19 protein-coding genes are annotated in these 17,415 nt (G+C 71.7%); 7 read left to right on the plus strand and 12 right to left on the minus strand.

The features are described 5' to 3' along the window. The gene (locus QSK34_RS09670; protein WP_285582344.1) at positions 1-633 is read right to left on the minus strand and encodes a 4'-phosphopantetheinyl transferase family protein; all 633 of its coding nucleotides are present in this window, start codon (positions 631-633) and stop codon (positions 1-3) included. Between the two features lie 68 nt (positions 634-701). Here QSK34_RS09670 and QSK34_RS09675 point away from each other — a divergent pair, with 68 nt between their 5' ends. Together QSK34_RS09675 and QSK34_RS09680 are read left to right on the plus strand one after the other, a co-directional pair. Then, the gene (locus QSK34_RS09675; RefSeq protein ID WP_285582346.1) at positions 702-944 is read left to right on the plus strand and encodes a DUF5302 domain-containing protein; all 243 of its coding nucleotides are present in this window, start codon (positions 702-704) and stop codon (positions 942-944) included. 102 nt (positions 945-1,046) lie between these two features. Next, entirely contained in the window at positions 1,047-1,712 is a 666-nt protein-coding gene (locus QSK34_RS09680) for a hypothetical protein (protein WP_161484020.1), read from the plus strand. Here QSK34_RS09680 and QSK34_RS09685 read toward each other — a convergent pair. From QSK34_RS09685 to QSK34_RS09705, 5 genes are all read right to left on the minus strand, one after another. Beyond that, positions 1,670-2,410: a phosphatase PAP2 family protein gene (locus tag QSK34_RS09685; protein WP_285582349.1), complete on the minus strand. Its 741-nt coding sequence runs from the start codon at positions 2,408-2,410 to the stop codon at positions 1,670-1,672. The genes QSK34_RS09680 and QSK34_RS09685 overlap by 43 nt on opposite strands. Positions 2,411-2,444: 34 nt before the next feature. Next, on the minus strand, positions 2,445-3,203 hold the full coding sequence (locus QSK34_RS09690; protein ID WP_235968150.1) for a phosphatase PAP2 family protein: 759 nt from the start codon (positions 3,201-3,203) through the stop codon (positions 2,445-2,447). 37 nt (positions 3,204-3,240) lie between these two features. After that, complete coding sequence (locus QSK34_RS09695; protein ID WP_285582354.1) at positions 3,241-3,840, minus strand: hypothetical protein; 600 nt, start codon at positions 3,838-3,840, stop codon at positions 3,241-3,243. Between the two features lie 110 nt (positions 3,841-3,950). After that, complete coding sequence (locus tag QSK34_RS09700; RefSeq protein ID WP_285582356.1) at positions 3,951-5,678, minus strand: ABC transporter ATP-binding protein; 1,728 nt, start codon at positions 5,676-5,678, stop codon at positions 3,951-3,953. A gap of 64 nt (positions 5,679-5,742) precedes the next feature. Then, positions 5,743-6,231 (minus strand): hypothetical protein, encoded by a 489-nt coding sequence (locus QSK34_RS09705; RefSeq protein ID WP_285582358.1) that lies wholly within the window; start codon positions 6,229-6,231, stop codon positions 5,743-5,745. An 81-nt stretch (positions 6,232-6,312) separates the two neighbouring features. Here QSK34_RS09705 and QSK34_RS09710 point away from each other — a divergent pair, with 81 nt between their 5' ends. The 3 genes from QSK34_RS09710 to QSK34_RS09720 are packed head-to-tail and all read left to right on the plus strand — an operon-like array spanning position 6,313 to position 8,099. Then, a complete protein-coding gene (locus tag QSK34_RS09710; RefSeq protein WP_161484015.1) occupies positions 6,313-6,603 on the plus strand; it encodes a hypothetical protein in 291 nt (96 codons plus the stop codon). 9 nt (positions 6,604-6,612) lie between these two features. After that, a complete protein-coding gene (locus tag QSK34_RS09715) occupies positions 6,613-7,092 on the plus strand; it encodes a GNAT family N-acetyltransferase (RefSeq protein ID WP_285582361.1) in 480 nt (159 codons plus the stop codon). Then, positions 7,089-8,099 carry a zinc-dependent alcohol dehydrogenase family protein gene (locus QSK34_RS09720; RefSeq protein ID WP_285582362.1) on the plus strand — a complete coding sequence of 337 codons (1,011 nt, stop codon included), beginning with the start codon at positions 7,089-7,091 and terminating at the stop codon, positions 8,097-8,099. Before QSK34_RS09715 ends, QSK34_RS09720 begins: the two co-directional genes overlap by 4 nt. Here the strand turns inward: QSK34_RS09720 and QSK34_RS09725 are convergent. Genes QSK34_RS09725 through QSK34_RS09740 form a run of 4 tightly spaced genes read right to left on the minus strand, consistent with a single transcriptional unit; the run spans position 8,089 to position 11,580 of the window. After that, the gene (locus QSK34_RS09725) at positions 8,089-10,194 is read right to left on the minus strand and encodes a heavy metal translocating P-type ATPase (protein ID WP_285582364.1); all 2,106 of its coding nucleotides are present in this window, start codon (positions 10,192-10,194) and stop codon (positions 8,089-8,091) included. The two genes, QSK34_RS09720 and QSK34_RS09725, sit on opposite strands and share 11 nt — an antisense overlap. Before the next feature lies 1 nt (position 10,195). After that, positions 10,196-11,053, minus strand: a complete 858-nt coding sequence (locus QSK34_RS09730; RefSeq protein WP_285583971.1) for a DUF8832 domain-containing protein — start codon at positions 11,051-11,053, stop codon at positions 10,196-10,198. A gap of 5 nt (positions 11,054-11,058) precedes the next feature. Further along, complete coding sequence (locus QSK34_RS09735) at positions 11,059-11,271, minus strand: heavy-metal-associated domain-containing protein (RefSeq protein ID WP_285582366.1); 213 nt, start codon at positions 11,269-11,271, stop codon at positions 11,059-11,061. A gap of 27 nt (positions 11,272-11,298) precedes the next feature. Further along, positions 11,299-11,580 carry a metal-sensitive transcriptional regulator gene (locus QSK34_RS09740; RefSeq protein WP_161484011.1) on the minus strand — a complete coding sequence of 94 codons (282 nt, stop codon included), beginning with the start codon at positions 11,578-11,580 and terminating at the stop codon, positions 11,299-11,301. 102 nt (positions 11,581-11,682) lie between these two features. Here QSK34_RS09740 and QSK34_RS09745 point away from each other — a divergent pair, with 102 nt between their 5' ends. Beyond that, a complete protein-coding gene (locus QSK34_RS09745; RefSeq protein ID WP_285582369.1) occupies positions 11,683-13,584 on the plus strand; it encodes a copper-translocating P-type ATPase in 1,902 nt (633 codons plus the stop codon). Here the strand turns inward: QSK34_RS09745 and glgA are convergent. Next, positions 13,554-14,735, minus strand: a complete 1,182-nt coding sequence (gene glgA, locus QSK34_RS09750; RefSeq protein WP_285582371.1) for a glycogen synthase — start codon at positions 14,733-14,735, stop codon at positions 13,554-13,556. The genes QSK34_RS09745 and glgA overlap by 31 nt on opposite strands. Positions 14,736-14,793: 58 nt before the next feature. Between glgA and glgC the strand changes: the two genes are divergently transcribed. Beyond that, positions 14,794-16,011 (plus strand): glucose-1-phosphate adenylyltransferase, encoded by a 1,218-nt coding sequence (glgC, locus tag QSK34_RS09755; RefSeq protein WP_285582373.1) that lies wholly within the window; start codon positions 14,794-14,796, stop codon positions 16,009-16,011. A gap of 54 nt (positions 16,012-16,065) precedes the next feature. Here glgC and QSK34_RS09760 read toward each other — a convergent pair whose 3' ends face one another. Further along, positions 16,066-17,412 carry a DNRLRE domain-containing protein gene (locus tag QSK34_RS09760; RefSeq protein ID WP_285582374.1) on the minus strand — a complete coding sequence of 449 codons (1,347 nt, stop codon included), beginning with the start codon at positions 17,410-17,412 and terminating at the stop codon, positions 16,066-16,068. Positions 17,413-17,415 lie beyond the last annotated feature (3 nt).

Consider the following 17,415-nt stretch of genomic DNA (forward strand, 5'->3'; position numbering starts at 1 on the left):
TTACGCCTGCACGACCACAGAGGTGACGACGAGTCCGCCCTCGGCCGCCCAGCGGCCCTCGAACACCGGTAACGGCGAGTCGACGAGGATCCGGGCGCTGAACACACCGTCCCCAAAGGTCACATGCGCGTCCTCGAACCCCAGCCAGCGCCCGGTGATCGGGAACCACGCCTTGTACACCGACTCCTTCGCCGAGAACAGCAGCCGGTCCCAGGCCACCACCGGACGCTCGGCCAGCAGCCGCCCGACCGCCAGCTGCTCCTCGGGCGAGGCGACGGCGCCGAGCACCCCGTCGGGCACGGGCTGGTCGGGCTCGGCGTCGATGCCGATCGAGACGACCACGTCGCCGGAGGCCACGGCGGCGGCCCGGTAGCCGTCGCAGTGGGTCATGCTGCCCACGATGCCCTCGGGCCACAGGGGTTCGCGCTTCGGGCCGGACAGGATGGGCGTGTCGGCGTGCCCGAAGGACGAGAGCGCCTGGCGGGCGCACCAGCGGGCGGTCGCGAACTCGGCGCGGCGGCGCGGCACGGCGCGGGCGACCAGAGACTCCTCCTCGGGGAGGGGCCGCACGCCGGGCGGGTCGCCGAAGCTCTCGTGCCACACGACACCCGGAGGAAGCACCGATCCCAGCATGAAAGCCCCTTTCCGGCTGGACCTTACCGCGTGAACGGGAGCGGTAAAGTGACAGCCCAGGAGGTCCGATGTCTGACAGCACACCCGAATCCGCCGTCGAGGCGGAGCCGACCGACGAGTCGACCGACGGGGTCGCCGACGAGGCGAGCGCGGAAGACGAGCTCAAGCGGAAGTTCCGCGAGGCTCTCGACCGTAAGCGCCAGGCGCAGTCCGACCGCAACGGGAAGGGTGCCCGGGGGTCGTCGAAGATCCACGGCACGCATGAGGCCGCCGGCGGCAAACGTTCGTTTCGCCGTAAAAGCGGGGGCTGACATCCGCTGAAAGGGGCCGCCGTCGGAGGGGGGCCTTCCGATCCGCGTGATCCAGGCGCACTATGGAAAGTGACATCCTGGGCGAAATCGCATGGAGCGGCTGTGCAAGGTCACCTTCCGGCGGCGGTCCCGCTGCTGTCCCGAGGCAAGCACCGCAACCCGCGCAAGGGTGCGTGTTTCATGGAGTTCGCGTCCTACCTGGCCGGTGAGCGCTGGAGCGACCATCCGGCCTGCACCCACCCGCTACTGGCGGCGATGGCGCGGCTTGTCAACGACTACACGACCGACGCCAACCGGCAGCGGCTCGCGCCGCTGATCCCGTCGGTGATCGGACTCACCACCAACGATCCACGGGCCGACGTCCGGATCGCGCTGCGCGCGGCCACGACGGCGCTGCCGGTGGTCGCGGCCGAACGGCAACTGGCCCTCGCGGTCTCGGTGCTGGCGGCCGAGCACGTCCTGGCCGACCTCGAAGGCCGCGAACCCGGCCTCGAACCGGCCAGCCAGGAGGCGCTCGACCTGGTGCCCGACGCCGCCCGCTGGGCCTACGGCTTCCGCAGCGGGGTCAAGGTGTCCCGCCGCGGCTTCCGCCGCTACGCGGCGCCGAACACGGTCCAGCTCGCCGTACGGGGCGTCTCGCAGGCCTGCGTCGACGATCCCGACCTGATCCTGCGGGAGCTGCTCACCTCGTCCATCGACGAGGTCAGGGCCCTGGTCGGCGACGGTCAGGTGGAGACCCGGCCGCTGGCCTTCAGAGCGGGCCGGTAGAGGGCTCCACCGGCGAGGATCGCCACACAGGCCGCGCCGAGCATGAAGCCCCAGCTCACGTCGGTCAGGTGGTGCATTCCCCGGTAGAGGCGCGCCCCCGCGATGGCGAGGGGGACGGCCAGGCCGATCGCCAGCAGCAGCCAGCGCAGGATCGCGTGCCGGTGCATGTGCAGGGTGAGCACGGTGGCGAGCCCGAAGTAGAAGGCGACCCCGGCGCTGGTGTGCCCGGAGGGCCAGCTGGAGGTGGGCGGCGCCGGGTCGAGGTGGGCGACCTCGGGCCGGGGCCGCTGCGACACGACCGTGGACGCCAGGAAGATCAGCGACTGCGACCACACGGCGAAGATCAGGAAGACCGACTCGCGCCAGCGCTTGTAGGCGATCCGGAACCCGATCGCGAAGATCGCCGTGGCGACGACGATCACCGGCGTGTCCGAGAACGACGACACGACGTCGGTGACCCCGTTCCAGAACGGCGAGCGCTCCCCCGCGACCTCCCGGCTGACCGCCTCGTCGCGCTCGATCAGCCAGGTGTCCCCCAGCACGTTGACCAGCAGCAGCCCGGTGCCGAGCGTGGCGATCAGCAGGGCCAGGAGCGGCAGCAGCACCCGCCGCCCGACTTCCTTGTAGTCGACCCGCTGCCAGGGCCGCTGATGACCGCGGACCGCCACAGGGGTCTCGGCGGGACGTGTCGTCACCATTGGGGGCTCCAATCTTGGGCTTTCATCGAAGCCGTCATCGGGGTTCACCATTGCCGTTCGGGGCGGCGAACTCCGGTTCGACGCCCTCGATGTGGGGTTCGACCGGCCGCCGGCCCATCCGCCGCCGCCACGCCTCGAATCCGGCGGCCGTGGCGGCCACCACCGCCAGCGCGAGGATCAGCCCGGCCACGACGTCGCTGAGCCAGTGCACGCCGAGGGCGACCCGCGTGAACGCGACCGTCAGCGAGGCCAGCGCGGCCAGCACCCAGGCGACCACGCGCCAGACGCCGTGCAGCACCGGCAGCAGCAGGAGGACCAGCGTGACCGCCCCCAGCGCCGCGTTGAGGGCGTGGCCCGAGGGGAACGACCAGCCGGGGGCCCAGGAGACCGGGTCGGGCAACATCGGCCGGGCCCGCTCGACGGCGATCTTCACGGCCAGCCCGATCAGCCCGCCCGCGGCCACGGTCGTGATCGCCCAGATGGCGAGCCGGGGCGCGCCGCGCAGCAACGTGTAGACGGCCGCCGCGCCGACCAGCACCCGCCAGGTCTCCGGGGCGAGCGCGTCGGTGATGAACTCCATCGCGCGGGCGAACCCGGGATTGCTCAGGGCGTAGGAGTGCAGATCGGCGGCCACCCCCTGGTCGAACCGGTTCAGGGGCGGGAAGGCGCTCTTCACGAGGACCAGCAGCAACATGAACGGGACCAGGAGGATCGCGGCCGCCAGGGTCGCGGCGGTCAGCCGCGCGCCCAGGGCGCCGTCGGGTCCCAGCAACCATCGGCGCATCTCCGTCATGCGCCGCCGTGCTACCCCGGCGAGGGCCCGTCGAACATCAACAGCCGGTGCGCAGCGGCACCTTCGCCGACCATCGGCCGGACGTCACGTCCTGGGCGCGGGCGTAGGCGTCGGGGGCGCCGGAGCAGTGCGGCAGGCCGGTCTTCTTGCCCCAGCTCCCGCCCGGGTAGCCGGGGAACTCGGCGGCGGCGATCACGCCGCTCCAGACCAGGTCGCCGCCGGAGCGGCGGACGTACAGCTTGACCTGGCCGACGTTGTAGTGGGAGCCGTTCAGCTTGACCACGTGGCCCTCGGTGGTGATCCACAGTCTGGCCAGCATGCGGCGCGACTCGGCCGCCGCGTTGTCGGCTCTGGCCTGGGCGCGGACCGAGGGGATGACGCAGACGTCGTCTTCGTGGAAGGCCTCGCGCCAGACGTAGCCGTCGACGCAGGCGTGGTCGTCGTCGGCCCAGCGGGTGGCCTTGAGGGCGTTGTCGGCCAGGGTGCGGGCCCGCGTCGCCGGGGTCACGCAGACCTTGTCGGCGGGGCGGGCGGCGCGGAAGACGAAGCCCTCGCGGCAGAGCTGCGGGGCGGCGGAGGCGGGGGCGGCCGTGGCGCCGAGCAGGAGGGCAGCGGCCGTGAGGGTGCGCAGGATCATCGGTGGAGCTCCAGAAGGGCGCGGGTGTTGCCCTCCCTTATGCACCGGACCGCCTGCAGGATCCTTGCAAACCCGTGTCAGACGCGTGATCAGGCCTGATCAGGCCTTGATCACGCCGACTGGAGCAGGGCGTAGGCGCCGCCCGCGCGGACGAGGTCGTCGTGGGAGCCGGTCTCGGCGACGCGGCCGTGCTCCATGACCACGATGCGGTCGGCGTTGCGGATCGTGGACAGCCGGTGGGCCACCACGAGGACCGTCCGGCCGGCCACCAGGCGGGCCATGGCCTGCTGGATCAGCTTCTCCGAGCGGGTGTCGAGGGCCGAGGTGGCCTCGTCGAGGATCAGGATGCGGGGGTCCCTGATCAGGGCGCGGGCGATGGCCAGGCGCTGCTTCTGGCCGCCAGACAGGCGGGCGCCGCGCTCGCCGACCACGGTGTCCCAGCCGTCGGGGAGCCGGTCGACGAACTCGGCGGCGTTGGCGTCCTCCAGGGCGCGGCGCACCACCTCGCCGGGGACGTCGCCCAGGCCGTAGGTGACGTTCTCCCTGACGCTGCCCTCGAAGAGGATCGACTCCTGCGGCACGACCGACACGAACCTCCGGTAGGTGCGCAGGTCGAGGGTCTCCATGTCGACGCCGTCGAGCAGGATGCGGCCCTCGGTGGGGCGGAGGAAGCCGATGACGAGGTTGAGGACGGTGGACTTGCCCGCGCCGGAGGCGCCGACGAGGGCCACGGTCTCCCCGGGGCGTACCGACAGGGAGACGCCCCTGACCCCGTAGGTGTAGGCGACGTCCTGGAAGTCGAGGCGGCCCGTCACCTTCGTGACCTCGGCCTTGCCGTCGTTGTGCTCCAGGTCGGGGGCCTGGAGGACCTCGCCGATCGAGCGGACCGACTCCAGGCCCTTGCTGATGATCGGGGTCAGGCTCATCAGCGAGGTGACCGCGGTGGTCAGGGTGGTGAAGAAGGTGCTGAGCATGACGACGTCGCCGGGGGTCAGCGCGAACACGCGGTAGTACGACACCAGCGCCGCCCCCGCCAGGCAGACGACGCCGAGCGTGTTGAGCAGGATCCAGGCGAGCGAGCCGAACCTGCCGTTGACGAGGTCGAGCCGCAGCCCGGTGCGCAGGACGTTGCGCAGGGTGCCGTCGACGCGGTGCAGGGCGTCCTTCTCCAGGCCGTGGGCGCGGGTGATCGGGATCAGGTGCGTCATCTCGGTCACCCGGGACGACAGCCGCTCGACCTCCAGGCGGAAGTTCTCGTTATTGGTGCGCAGCCGGTCGCGCATCTTCATCACCAGGATCGCGGCGGCCGGGACGACGACCAGGAAGACCGGCAGCGCCTGCGGCACCTTGACCGCGATGACGGTCACCCCGCCGGCCAGCATCACGATCGCCGACAGGCCGATGTCGCCGGCCTGCTGCGACATCGTCTCGACGCTCTCGACGTCGCGGATGACCTTGGTCTGCAGCACTCCGGCGCTGACCCGGGCGTGGTAGCCGATCGACAACTGCTGCATCCGGGCGCAGAGCGAGGAGCGCAACCCGGTGCTCACCTTGCGGATGGTGCCGCTGAGGTGGCGTACGTAGAGCAGGTGGAAGGGGTAGTTCAGGGTGAGCAGCAGGCAGAGCACCCCGGCGTTGAGCCAGATGCCCGAGACCGGTCCCCCGTCGACCAGGACGTCGATGATGTTGGCGGTGACCAGCGGCAGCACCCACGTGGGGCTGTGCTTGAACACGAAGGCGACCACCGCGATCAGGAGCGATGCGCGGTGGTCGCGATAGAGGTAGGCGAGCGTCCGGATCGGATGTTCGCCCCGGTAGCGGTGGTCCAGTTCACCCATCGATGTCCCCAGCGCAAAATATCTACAGATTCAGGGTAGATCTTCGCACCCTAGGATTAACGGGTCATATCGTGGCGTAAACCACCTTCCACACACCGCCGTAGAGGCACTGGTCGGACACCTTCGAGTGCTTGGCCTCGGAGCAGACCTTGAGCTCGACCAGGGTGGCCTTCTTGTACGTGAAGCTGTAGGACGCCGGCGTCTTGTAGGTGCAGTCGCGGAACGTCTTGTGCGTGAAGGGCTGGGTGCCGCCCTTCTGGTAGGTGATCCGGAAGACCGCGTAACCGCAGGCGGAGCCCTTGGTCAGGTCGCTGATCCTGCCGCTGACCTTGATGTCGGCGTTCTCGATGACGGCGCCGGGGTTGGTGATCACCCCGGAGACGGAGCCCTTGGTGTAGGCCCGCTTGCCCGAGCTGTAGCGCTCGAAGTTCTTGGCGGGGGCCTGCTGGGCGAGGTCGGTCTTGGAGGCGACCGGGGGGTTGTCGGCGAAGGCGGGGGCGGAGGGGACGAGGACGATTGCGAGAGCTGCGACGAGGCCGCCAAGGAGGCGCACGGCTGGTTCCCTTCGGGGGGTTTTCGCTGTTTGTGGTATTACCATCTCGGAATCGCCTTGCACGACGCTTACGATCCGGTTATGAAGGCCCTGAACGCCCGGCGAGTCGCCTGGGAAGCCGCGCGTGTCCTCGTCGAGGCGTCGACGGCGGAGACCTACTGGTGGCTCAGCGACATGGTCAGCCGCTACTTAGGCGTCATGTACCAGCTGAAGCTGGCCGAGACGCGGCTGCGTCTCATGGAGAACGACGAGCTCACCGTCGCCGAGACCGGCACCTGGCGGGCCCGCCTCGACGAGCTGCTCGGCGACCGGCCCGACCTGGCGCCGATGCTGGCCGACCTGACGAGGGAGACGGCCGCCCGTCTTCCCTAGGCTGACCGCATGACCATCCGCGCCGTCCGCCCCGACGACCTCCCGTCGGTCGCCGCCATTTACGAGCACTACGCGCTCACCACCGTCATCACCTTCGACGAGGCCGGACTCGACGCGGCGGCGTGGGAGGCCAAGGCCGGCACCGGGTGGCCCTTCCTGGTGGCCGAGGTCGGCGGGGTCGTGGCGGGGTTCGGGTACGCGGGGCCGTACCGGCCGAAACCGGCCTATCGCCACACGGTGGAGGATTCCCTCTATATTTCCCCCGAGCACACCGGACGGGGGCTCGGGCGGGCGCTGCTGCGCGAGCTGATCGTCCGGTCGAGGGAAGCGGGGGCCAGACAGATGATCGCGGTGATCGCCGACGCGCAGCCCGCGTCGGTGGGCCTGCACGTCGCCGAGGGGTTCACGGAGGCCGGGCGGCTGCGGGACGTGGGGTTCAAACTCGGCCGCTGGGTCGACACGGCCCTCTACCAGAGGACGCTGGCATGAGGGCGGTCGTGTACGACGCCTTCAAGGCGGCCCCGCAGGTCCGCGAGGTGCCCGACCCGGTCGCCGGCCCCGGCGAGGTGGTCGTGCGGGTCATGGCCACCGGCCTGTGCCGGAGCGACTGGCACGGATGGCAGGGCCACGACGCCGACATCCAGACCTTCCCGCACGTCCCCGGGCACGAGTTCGCCGGCGTGATCGCCGAGGTCGGGCCGGGCGTCACCGGCTGGGCGGCGGGCGACCGGGTCACCGCGCCGTTCATCCTGGCCTGCGGCGAGTGCGGCGAGTGCCGGTCGGGCAACCAGCAGGTCTGCCCGGCGCAGACCCAGCCGGGCTTCTCCCACTGGGGCTCCTACGCCGAGTACGTCGTCGTGCGGAACGCGGCGGTGAACCTCATCGCGCTGCCCGGCGACCTGTCGTTCGGGGCCGCCGCCGCGCTCGGCTGCCGGTTCGCGACCGCGTTCCGCGCCGTCGTCCACCAGGGGCGGGTGCGCCCCGGCGAATGGGTGGCCGTGCACGGTTGCGGCGGGGTCGGGCTGTCGGCGGTGATGATCGCGGCGGCGGCCGGGGCCCGGGTGGCCGCGGTCGACGTCCACCCCGACGCCCTGGCGCTGGCCGCCGCGGCGGGGGCCACCGAGACGCTGCCCCCGGGCCGCCTCGACCGGCTGCACCAGGTCACCGGCGGCGGCGCGCACCTGTCGATGGACGCCTTCGGCAGCGCCGCGACCTGCCGGAACTCCATCGCCAGCCTGCGCAGGCGGGGGCGGCACGTGCAGATCGGGCTGCTGCCCGGCGACACCGAGCTCCCGATGGGCCGGGTCATCGCCTGGGAGCTGGAGCTCCTCGGCAGCCACGGCATGCCCGCCCACGCCTATCCCGAGATGCTCGCCCTCATCGAGAACGGCTCACTGGCGCCCGAACTGCTGATCACCCGGACCCTCTCCCTGGACGAGGCGGCCGACGCGCTCGTCCAGGGCGGGAAACCGGGTGTGACGCTGATCAGCCCCTGAAGCCCCGCAGCCGCAGGCTGTTGGTGACCACGAACACCGACGACAACGCCATCGCGGCCCCGGCGATCATCGGGCTGAGCAGGCCGAGCGCGGCCAGCGGCAGGGCGGCCACGTTGTAGGCGAAGGCCCAGAACAGGTTGCCCTTGATCGTGCGCAGCGTCCGGCGCGACAACCGGATCGCCGCGGCGGCCACCCGCAGGTCGCCCCGCACGAGCGTCAGGTCGGCGGCCTGGATGGCGGCGTCGGTGCCGGTGCCCATGGCCAGCCCGAGGTCGGCCTGGGCCAGCGCGGCGGCGTCGTTGACGCCGTCGCCCACCATGGCGACCACGCGGCCCTCCGCCTGGAGCCGTTTGACGGCCTCGACCTTGCCCGCCGGGAGCACCCCGGCGATGACCTCGTCGATGCCGACCTGATCGGCGATATCGCGGGCGACCGTCTCGTCGTCGCCGGTCAGCAGCACCGGCCGCAGCCCGAGGGCGCGCAGCTCGGTGATCGCCGCGGCCGACGACGGCTTCAGCACGTCGCTGACCGTCATGACGGCGGCCCGCGCGCCGTCGATCGTGACCGTGACGCCCGCCTCGCCCCGGCCGACGGCGACCTCGTGTCCTTCGACGACGCCCCGCACGCCCTCACCGGCCGTCGCGACGAAATCGGTGACCGGCGGGAGGTCGGTGTGGCCCTTGACCAGGGCGCGGGCGATGGGGTGTTCGGAGGCGTGCTCGACGGCGGCGGCCAGGCGGCGGACCTGCTGCTCGTCGAAGCCGTCTTCGGCGCGCACCTCGACCAGCGTCATCCGGCCCTCGGTGACCGTGCCCGTCTTGTCGAGCACGACGGTGTCGACGCGCCGGGTGGACTCCAGGGCCTCCGGGCCCTTGATCAGGATGCCGAGCTGCGCGCCCCGGCCGGTGCCGACCAGCAGCGCGGTCGGGGTGGCCAGGCCCAAGGCGCACGGGCAGGCGATGATCAGCACCGCGACGGCGGCGGTGAAGGCCGCCACCGGGCCCGCGACCGGCAACCAGAAGCCGAGCGTCGCCACCGCGAGGGCGATCACGACCGGCACGAACACGCCGGAGATCCGGTCGGCGAGCCGCTGCACGCGGGCCTTGCCGGTCTGGGCCTCCTCGACCATGCGGGCCATCTGGGCCAGCGTGGTGTCGGCCCCGACGCGGGTGGCCCTCACGACCAGCCGCCCGCCGGCGTTGACGGTCGCGCCGGTGACCGGGTCGCCGGCCCGCACCTCGACCGGCATCGACTCGCCGGTCAGCATCGACGCGTCGACCGCCGAGGCGCCCTCGTGGACGACGCCGTCGGTGGCGATCTTCTCGCCGGGCCGGACCACGAACAGGTCGCCCGCCTTGAGCAGCTCGGCCGGAAGCCGGGTCTCCCTGCCGTCGCGCAGCACCGCGACGTCCTTGGCGCCGAGCTCCATCAGGCTGCGCAGGGCGTCTCCGGCGCGGCGCTTGGCGCGGGCCTCGAAGTAGCGCCCGGCCAGCAGGAACGCCGTCACGCCCGCGGCGGTCTCCAGGTAGATGTTGCCCGAGCCGTCGCTGCGCTCGATCGCGAACGAGAAGGGGTGGATCATGCCGGGCTCCCCGGCCGTGCCGAGGAACAGCGCCCAGAGCGACCAGCCGAAGGCGGCCAGGGTGCCCAGCGACACCAGCGTGTCCATGGTCGCCGCGCCGTGGCGGAGGTTGGTCCAGGCGGCCTTGTGGAAGGGCCACCCGGCGTAGACGACCACCGGGGCGGCCAGGGTCAGCGAGAGCCACTGCCAGTAGGTGAACTGGAGAGCCGGGATCATGGCCATGGCGATCACGGGGACCGCGAGCACGACGGCGGTGATCAGCCGGTTCCGCAGCGGGTCGCTCTCGGCGGCCTCCGTGGTCTCCTCGGGCAGCGTCGCGCTGTATCCGGCCTTCTCCACCTCTTCGACCAGGGCGCGCACCGACACGCCGGGCGCGAAGACGACGTTGGCCTTCTCGGTGGCGTAGTTGACCGTGGCGGTCACGCCGTCGAGCCGGTTGAGCTTGCGCTCGATCCGGTTGGCGCACGAGGCGCAGGTCATGCCGCCGATGGAGAGCTGGATCAGGTTCGACATGTCATCCCTCCAGCGTGAACGACGCCGTGCGGACGGCGCCGCCGTGTTTGAAGTCGAAGAACAACCGGTAGGCGCCGCCCTCGCGGGGCGCCTGGGCCATGAAGACCAGCCCGGTCATCGGGTGGACGTGGAGGTAGGCCAGGTCGCCCGCGCGCAGCATCACCAGATGGCCCTGGGCGCCCAGGTAGGGCTCCAGGTCGACCTTCTCGCCGTCTTTGGTGACCGCGAGGGAGAGCGGCGAGGGCTGGCCCGGGTTCATCTCGCCCTGGAGGGTCACGGTGTAGCCGTCGACCGTGGACCTCCGGCTCGTCTTGGGGAACGGGTCGGGATCGAAGTCGCCCGGGGCGGTCAGGTCGGCGCCGAGGGTGAGGGCCGGGCCGCCTTCGGGGGCGAAGTCGGCGTACATGCGGTAGGTGCCGGGCTCCGGGAGGGTGAGCGGGGTGGTCCAGGTGCCGTCGGGCGCCAGCTCGGGGTGCAGGTGCTGGAAGCCGCCCAGGTCGCGGGGGGCCACGATCAGGTGCAGCCTCTTCTCGTGGGCGACCTGGTAGGCGGTCACCGGCTTCCCGTCGGGGCCGACCACGTGGAAGGCGAAGTCGTGGCGTTCGCCCGGTTCGAGTGTGGTGGTCACCGGGTGGAGGCGGTAGCCGTCCTGGGAGATCTGCAGGCCACCCGGCACGCTCGCGGCGGTCTCGCCGGTCTCCTCGTGGGCGTGGCCGCCGTGGGCGGGCTCTTCCTGGTCGCCGGTGGCCGTGTAGTCGGCGTAGCGGCGCGGGAGGTCCTCCTCCTGGGCGACGCCGACCGCGTAGGCCCCGCCGAAGACGACGGCGAGGCCCGCGGCGAAGACGCCCAGCCTGGTCATGGCGTTCACGCCGGGCCCACCAAGGTGTAGCCGGCCTCCTCGACGGCGGCCTTGACGGCGCTCTCGTCGATCGGGCTCTCGCTGGTCACGGTCACCGTGCCGGTCGGCACGTCGACCTTGACGTCGTTGACGCCCGCGATGGCGCCGACCTCCTCGGAGACGGAGCTCGCGCAGTGTCCGCAGGTCATGCCGGTGACGGTGTATGCGGTGACGGTCATGGCGGTCTCTCTTTCAGGGTCGAGTCGTCAGGAACGGACGAGCCGGGCGATCGCGTCGGAGGCTTCCTTGATCTTGGCGTCGGCCTCGGGGCCGCCCTTGGCGGTGGCCTCGGCGACGCAGTGGGCCAGGTGCTCTTCGAGGAGCGCGAGGGCGAACGACTGCAGCGCGCGGTTGGCGGCCGACACCTGGGTCAGCACGTCGATGCAGTACTTGTCTTCTTCGACCATGCGCTGCAGGCCCCTGACCTGCCCCTCGATCCGGCGGAGCCGCTTCAGATGGTCTTGCTTCCGATCGGTGTAGCCGTGCATCGCGACCTCCCCGGGCCTTCGTCCTTGCTAAATAGTACCCCTAGGGGGTAGTGGTATAGAAGATAGCATACCCCCCGGGGGTTTTGAGAAGGAGATCCCGACATGCACGATCACCATGTGGCGCAGTACCGGCGCCTGTTCTGGTGGATGCTGGTGCTGGCCGTCCCGACGGTCCTGACCTCCGGCATGTTCGCCATGGTCGTCGGCTGGGAACCGCTGGGGCCGCCCTGGGTCTCGCCGGTGCTCGGCACCGTCATGTACGTCTGGGGCGGGCGGCCGTTCCTCACCGGCGCCGTCGGCGAGCTGCGCTCCCGCGCGCCCGGGATGATGCTGCTGATCGGCCTGGCCATCACGGTCGCCTTCGTGGCGTCGCTGGGCGCGAGCCTGGGGCTGCTCGACCACGGGCTCGACTTCTGGTGGGAGCTGGCCCTGCTGATCGTGATCATGCTGCTGGGCCACTGGATCGAGATGCGCTCGCTGGCCCGCACCACCTCGGCGCTCGACTCGCTGGCCGCCCTGCTGCCCGATGAGGCCGAGCGCGCCGACGGTACGCGGGTGCCGCCGTCGGAGCTGCGGGTGGGCGACGTGGTGCTGGTCCGGCCGGGCGGCCGGATCCCGGCCGACGGCGTGGTCGTCTCCGGGTCGGCCGGGATGGACGAATCCATGATCACCGGCGAGTCGGCCACCGTCCGCCGCTCGGAGGGCGACCGGGTGGTCGCCGGGACCGTCGCGACCGACTCCGCCCTGCGGGTCGAGGTGCGGGCCGTCGGCGAGGACACCGCGCTGGCGGGCATCCGGCGGCTGGTCGAGGCCGCCCAGAACTCCACCTCGCGGGCCCAGCGCATCGCCGACCGGGCGGCGGCGCTGCTGTTCTGGTTCGCGCTCGGCGCCGGGCTGGTCACAGCGGCGGCGTGGACGCTGCTGGGGCAGCCCGACGAGGCGGTGATCAGGACCATCACGGTCCTGGTGATCGCCTGCCCGCACGCCCTCGGGCTGGCCATCCCCCTCGTGGTGTCGATCGCGACCGAGCGGGCCGCCCGCGCGGGCGTGCTGGTCAAGGACCGGCTGGCGCTGGAGAGCATGCGGACCGTCGACACCGTGCTGTTCGACAAGACCGGCACCCTGACCAAGGGCGAGCCGGCGGTCACCTGGGTCACCTCCGACGAGGTGCTGGCCCTGGCGGCGGCGGCCGAGGCCGACTCCGAGCATCCGCTCGCGAAGGCGATCGTGGCGGCGGCCAAGGAACGCGGGCTCGACGTCGAGGCGGCCTCGGACTTCGCCTCCTCCCCTGCGGTCGGGGTCTCGGCCGAGGTCGGCGGCGCGCTGGTGCGGGTCGGCGGGCCCGGCCTGCTGTCGCAGGAGGGCCTGCGGCCCGTCCGGGAGGCCGAGGGCGCCACGGTCCTGCACGTCGTGGTCGACGGCGTGGTCGCCGGGGCGCTGACGCTGGCCGACGAGATCCGGCCGCAGTCGCGGCAGGCCGTCCGGGACCTGGAGGCGCGGGGCGTCGAGGTGGTGATGATCACCGGAGACGCCGAGACGGTGGCCGCCTCGGTCGCCCGGGAGCTGGGGATAGCGCGCTACTACGCCGGGGTCCGGCCCGAGGAGAAGGCGGGAGCCGTAAAGGAACTGAAGGACGAGGGACGGCGCGTCGCGATGGTCGGCGACGGGGTGAACGACGCGCCCGCGCTGGCGCGGGCGGACGTCGGGATCGCCATCGGGGCGGGCACCGACGTCGCCATCGCGTCGGCCGGGGTCATCCTCGCCGGAGACGACCCCCGGGCCGTGTCGTCGGTCATGGAGTTGTCGCGGGCCACCTACCGGAAGATGAAGCAGAACCTCTGGTGGGCGGCGGGTTACAACCTCGTTTCGGTCCCCCTGGCGGCCGGGGTGCTGGCGCCGTGGGGGTTCGTGCTGCCGATGTCGGTCGGCGCGATCCTGATGTCGGCCTCCACGGTCGTGGTGGCCGCCAACGCTCAGCTGCTGCGGCGGCTGAGGCTCTCGTAGAGCTCCCTGGTCCGTTCGGCGATGGCCGGCCAGGAGAACTCCGCCACCGCGCGGGCGCGGCCCGCGCGGCCCATGCGGGCGGCGAGGCCGGGGTCGGCGAGCAGCCGGTTCACGTCGGCGGCGATGGCGTGCGCGAAGACCTCCGGGTCGCGCGGCTCGCCGTGCTCGCCCGCCTCGATGGGCACCAGCAGGCCGGTCTCGTCGTGGGCGACCACCTCGGGGATGCCGCCGGTCGCGGTCGCCACGACGGCCGTCTCGCAGGCCATCGCCTCCAGGTTCACGATGCCCATGGGCTCGTAGACCGACGGGCAGACGAAGACGCTCGCGTGGGTGAGGATCTCGATGATCTCCGGGCGCGGGCGCATCTCGGTGATCCAGACGACCCCCTCGCGGGTGGCCTGGAGCTCCTCGACCAGGGCGGTGACCTCGGCGGCGATCTCGGGCGTGTCGGGCGCCCCCGCGCAGAGCACGAGCTGGGCGGCCGGGTCGAAGTCGCGGGCGGCCCGCAGCAGGTGGGTCAGGCCCTTCTGGCGGGTGATCCGGCCGACGAAGACGACGTAGGGCTTGCCGGGGTCGATGCCGTGCCTGGTCAGGGCCTCGGTCGACCGGGCGGGGGCGTACTCGTCGGTGTCGATGCCGTTGTGGATCACGGTGACCCGGTCCGGGTCGATCTCCGGGTAGCAGGTCAGCACGTCGCGGCGCATGCCGCCGGACACCGCGATGATCGCGTCGGCGGCGGCCAGGGCGGTGCGCTCGGCCCACGACGACAACACGTAGCCGCCGCCGAGCTGCTCGGCCTTCCAGGGGCGGAGCGGTTCGAGGCTGTGGGTGGTGGCGACGTGCGGGATGCCGTAGAGCATCTTGGCGACGTGGCCCGCGAAGTTGGAGTACCAGGTGTGGGAGTGCACGAGGTCGGCCCCGGCGCAGCCCGCCGCCATCTCCAGATCGGTCCCGAGCACCTGGAGCGCGGCGTTCGCCGAGGTCAGGCCGGGTGGGGTGGAGTAGGCGTCGGCGCCCTCGCGGGGCGCGCCGAAGCAGCGGACCCGCGCGTCGAGGAGCCGACGCAGCTCCCGCGAGAGGTATTCGATGTGCACGCCCGCGCCCCCGTAAACGTCCGGCGGGAACTCACGGCTCAAAAGATCGACACGCATATGCGCAGCCTAGTGTTTGCGACCGTTTTGACGGGTTAAGGTCTGCGTCATGAGGGTCATGGCAATTGTGCTCGCCGGTGGTGAGGGGAAGCGGCTGATGCCGCTGACCGCGGACCGGGCCAAACCGGCGGTGCCGTTCGGCGGCATCTACCGGCTGATCGACTTCGTCCTGTCGAACCTGGCCAACGGGCACTATCTCCAGATCGTGGTCTTGACCCAGTACAAGAACCACAGTCTGGACCGGCACATCTCGCGCACCTGGCGGTTGTCGGCGATGCTCGGCAACTACGTGACGCCGGTGCCCGCCCAGCAGCGGCTCGGACCGCGCTGGTTCTCGGGGTCGGCCGACGCCCTCTTCCAGAACCTGAACCTGGTCTACGACGAGCTGCCCGACCACGTGATCGTCTTCGGCGCCGACCACATCTACCGGATGGACCCGCGCCAGATGGTCGAGCAGCACATCGACTCGGGCGCCGACGTGACCGTGGCGGCGATCCGCCAGCCGCTGGCGCTGTCCGACCAGTTCGGCGTGATCGAGACCGACCCGACCGGCCGCCGCATCACCGCGTTCCGCGAGAAGCCGAAGGACGCCGTCGGCCTGCCCGACTCCCCCGGCGAGATCTACGCCTCGATGGGCAACTACGTCTTCCGCACCCAGGCCATGATCGAGGCCCTGCGCGAGGACGCCATCGACCCCGCCAGCAAGCACGACCTGGGCGGCAACATCATCCCGATGATGGTCAAGGCCGGCAGCGCCGAGGTGTACGACTTCAAGGACAACAAGGTGCCCGGCTCGACCGAGCGCGACCGGGGCTACTGGCGCGACGTGGGGACGCTCGACGCCTACTACGACGCCCACATGGACCTGATCTCGGCCCACCCGGTCTTCAACCTCTACAACGACCGGTGGCCGATCTACACCGGCCACGACCCGCTGCCCCCGGCCAAGTTCGTGCACAACGACGGCGACCGGGTCGGCCGCGCGGTCGACTCGCTGGTCTCGGCCGGCGTGATCATCTCGGGCGGCCTGGCGCTGCGCTCGGTGTTGTCGCCCGGGGTGATCCTGCACAGTCACGCCCAGGTCGAGGACTCGGTGCTGATGGGCAACGTCAAGGTGGGCCGGGGCGCGATCGTGCGCCGCGCCATCGTCGACAAGAACGTCGTCATCCCCGACGGCGCCCGCATCGGCTTCGACCTCGAAGAGGACCGCGAGCGGTTCGCGGTGACCAACGACGGGGTCGTGGTGATCGGCAAGAACGAGATCATCGACCGCTGACGCGCCGGTCCCCGGCGTCGCCCGGCCTTGGGCGACGCCGGGGCTCCGGACCGTCTACATGTCGAGGGTGAGCTTCTGCCAGTCCGACCAGCCCGACTGGAACGGCCCGCCGTAGGCGCCCACCCGCCAGCGGACCTGCAGGCCGCCCTCCACGAGGCCGTCAGGTAAGGTCACCACCGCCTGACCGCCCGAGGGAACGTCCAGGACGGTCTTCTCCCAGATCAGGCCGGTTCCCTGCAGCGGCGCGTCCGGGTCGTAGGCCATCTGGAACACCACCCGCGTGGAGTCGAGGAGCGGGTGCGTCACCGTGGCCCGCAGTTCGGGGGTCAGGCCCATGCTCACCGTCGAGTACTCGCTCTCGTACGACGGGACGACCTGGCGGGCGGTGATCTGAGGGACGTCGGCGGCCACGGTGCCGGGGTTCCACGCCGACCAGGCGGAGACCGTGCCCGCCGTCAGGTTGTGGGCGCGGACCCGCCAGCGGATCCGCCAGCCGTCCTCCAGCAGCCCTGAGGGCACCACCACCGACGGCCTGCCGAAGCTGGACACCGGGGCCGAGGTGGCGGTCCAGATCTGCCCGCCGCCCTGGCCGGGGGCGGCGGGATCGTGCTCGACCTCGAACTCGGCGGTCAGGCTGCCACCGGCGGGGTCGGCCACCTGCGACTGGATGCGAGGCGTCAGCCCGGCCACCCAGGTGCCGGGGCCGTCCTCATGAGTCGCGATGGACGACGCTCGGGTGTACGGAGCCGAGGGCACGTCCATGGTGACCGTGAGCACGGGCACGACGTCGAGCGGGTTGATCCACGAGGAGAAGGTCCAGAGACCGTCGTCGGTGCTTTCGTCCGGGGACTGGAGCACCAGTCCGTGGTTCTCCGCTCCGGCGGCCCAGGCGTTGACGATGTCCGTGACCGGCCACTCCACCTTGTCGGGGTGGACCGCGCACTGCTGGGTGACCCCCTTGGTGGCGATCTGGGCGCCTTCGCCGGTCGAGGCGGGCTTGTTGCCCCAGTGGAGGAAGTCGTCGGACCAGGGTTCGGTGACGCGGCGCACCTCGACGCCCTCCCCGACCTCGGGGCCGCAGGCCGGCGCGTCCAGCCCGGTGAGCCGCAGGGTGGCCGACCGGATGACGCCCTCCGGCAGATAGGACATGTCGAACCGGAGATAGCTCCGGGCCGTCACACCGTCCTTGGTGCCCGACAGGAGGGTCTCGTCGAGCCACGACGCGGGGGACTCCTTGTCGTGCGCGGAGGTGACGGGGATGGTGGTCCGCTGCAGGAGATCCTGCACGACGACGAGCGTCGGCACGTCGGCCGAGGCGGTGGACGGGACGGTGGCCGGCCCGGCCGCCGTCACGACGGCGGTCATCAGGGACAGGGCCCTCCTGCGCAGCAGGCGCGGCACGGA

The sequence above is a fragment of the Herbidospora sp. NBRC 101105 genome (assembly GCF_030269205.1).
Lineage (GTDB): Bacteria > Actinomycetota > Actinomycetes > Streptosporangiales > Streptosporangiaceae > Herbidospora > Herbidospora solisilvae.